Origin of the sequence: Streptomyces sp. RP5T (assembly GCF_003933965.1) — a bacterium.
Classification (GTDB): domain Bacteria; phylum Actinomycetota; class Actinomycetes; order Streptomycetales; family Streptomycetaceae; genus Streptomyces.
Genome location: NZ_RSAJ01001007.1, coordinates 1 through 1,712 on the forward strand (window position 1 = coordinate 1; position 1,712 = coordinate 1,712).

1 protein-coding gene is annotated in these 1,712 nt (G+C 68.2%); it reads left to right on the forward strand.

The genetic code is table 11. The features are described from left to right. Window positions 1-108: 108 nt before the first annotated feature. On the forward strand, window positions 109-1,712 hold a 1,604-nt coding region (locus tag EHS43_RS43955), incomplete at its 3' end, for a helicase associated domain-containing protein (RefSeq protein ID WP_260471003.1).

Genomic DNA, 1,712 nt, shown 5'->3' on the forward strand with positions numbered 1-1,712 from the left:
TGGCGTCGGGCGGGTCGGTCGGGCGCGATGGTGGGGGTGTGCTCGTTGCGGGCGGAGGAGAGTCAGGGTCTGCCGTGTACGACGGATCCGGACGAGCTGGTGGAGTGGATGCGCGGGCTGGAGACTGTGACTGTCTTCGCCACCTACGCCTCGGTTGGCATGGGGGTCCTGCAGCGTGCGCACGCTGCAGGGCTGAGGGTGTGGAGCCTGATGATCATTGATGAGGCGCACAGGACCAGTGGGGATGGTGCGCGGCCGTGGGCGGCCGTGCACGACCAGGTCCAACTGCCCGCGGAGCGTCGGCTGTACATGACGGCGACGCCGCGGGTGTGGGAGGCCGAGGGCGAGCGGCCGCGGTTGGTGGCGTCGATGGAGGATGGCTCCCCCGTTTTCGGGCCGGTGGCTTTTCGGCTGTCGCTGTCGGAGGCGGTCGGGCGGGGCATTGTGGCGCCGTATCAGGTGCTGTGCCTCGACATCCGCGACCCTGATCTGTACGCGGCGCTGACGAGCGAGGACACCGGTTCGGATGCGGTGCGCGGGGCGCGGCTGGCGGCTGTGCAGACGGGGCTGATGCGCGCTGCCGTCACGGAGCGCTTCCGTCGCGTACTCAGCTTCCACAGTCGGGTGGGTGAGGCAGAGGCGATGGCGGCCTCGGTGCCGGTGACCGCGGGCCGGCTCGCCGCCGACGACCCTGACACCTACCCGCCCGTGGAGCAGGTGTGGGCAGAGTGGCTGTACGGCGAGCACGCTCCCGGGCACCGTCGTCAGGTGCTGGATGAATTCGCCTCAGAATTCCTGGGTGCGCCCGCTTTTGGGGGTCGGGATGTGCGGGCGGAATTGCGGGTGCTTTCCTCCGTCCGTGTTCTCGGAGAAGGCGTGGATACTGCCGAATGCGACGCTGTCCTTTTCGCGGACGCACGCGGGTCAATGGTGGACATCGTGCAGATGGTCGGACGCGCCCTGCGGCTGAATCCGGATCACGGGAAACTGGCAACTTTGATCGTTCCCGTGTTCCTCGGACCGGACGAAGATCCCAATGATCTCCTCACCTCTGACGCCTACAACAGCCTGTCGAAGGTCCTCGGAGCTCTGCGGGCGCACGATGCGCAGACGATCGAGGCGCTCGCCGATTCCCGGCTGCGCAACAGCAGTTGGCGGTCTCAGGACGGCGACGACATCGTCGACGGTCAGGATGACCGCGCCGGCGAGGGCGAGGGTGAAGAGGTCTATGAGCAAGACGTCGTTCCGGCGGTTGGGGCCGCGGCGGCGCGCGTGCTGCGCTTCACCGAGGAACGCGACCCGGCCGCGCTCACGCAGTTCGTGCGGCTGCGGGTTATCGACCCCGAAGGGGCGTACTGGCGGCGCGGTATCGAGGCTGCCACGAGGTGGCTGCGCGAGACCGGTGAGAGCGAGCTGCGCGTGCCGTTCACGTACGTCACGCCGGAAGACTGGGGAGCGTTGGGCGGGCATCCACTGGGGGTATGGGTGGCCGATCAACGCCGCTACTACCGCGAGGAAACGCTAGACGCCAAGCGCGTGACTGAGCTGACGAAGCTCGGGATGGTGTGGTCGGTACACGCCTCCACATGGGACGCCGGCCTCGCCGTCGCACACGACTACGCAGCCGTCCACGGCCACTTCCTGCCGCCCACGACCGCCGTATGGGGCGGGGACAGCTTCCCCATCGGCGTATGGGCCAAGAACATGCGAGC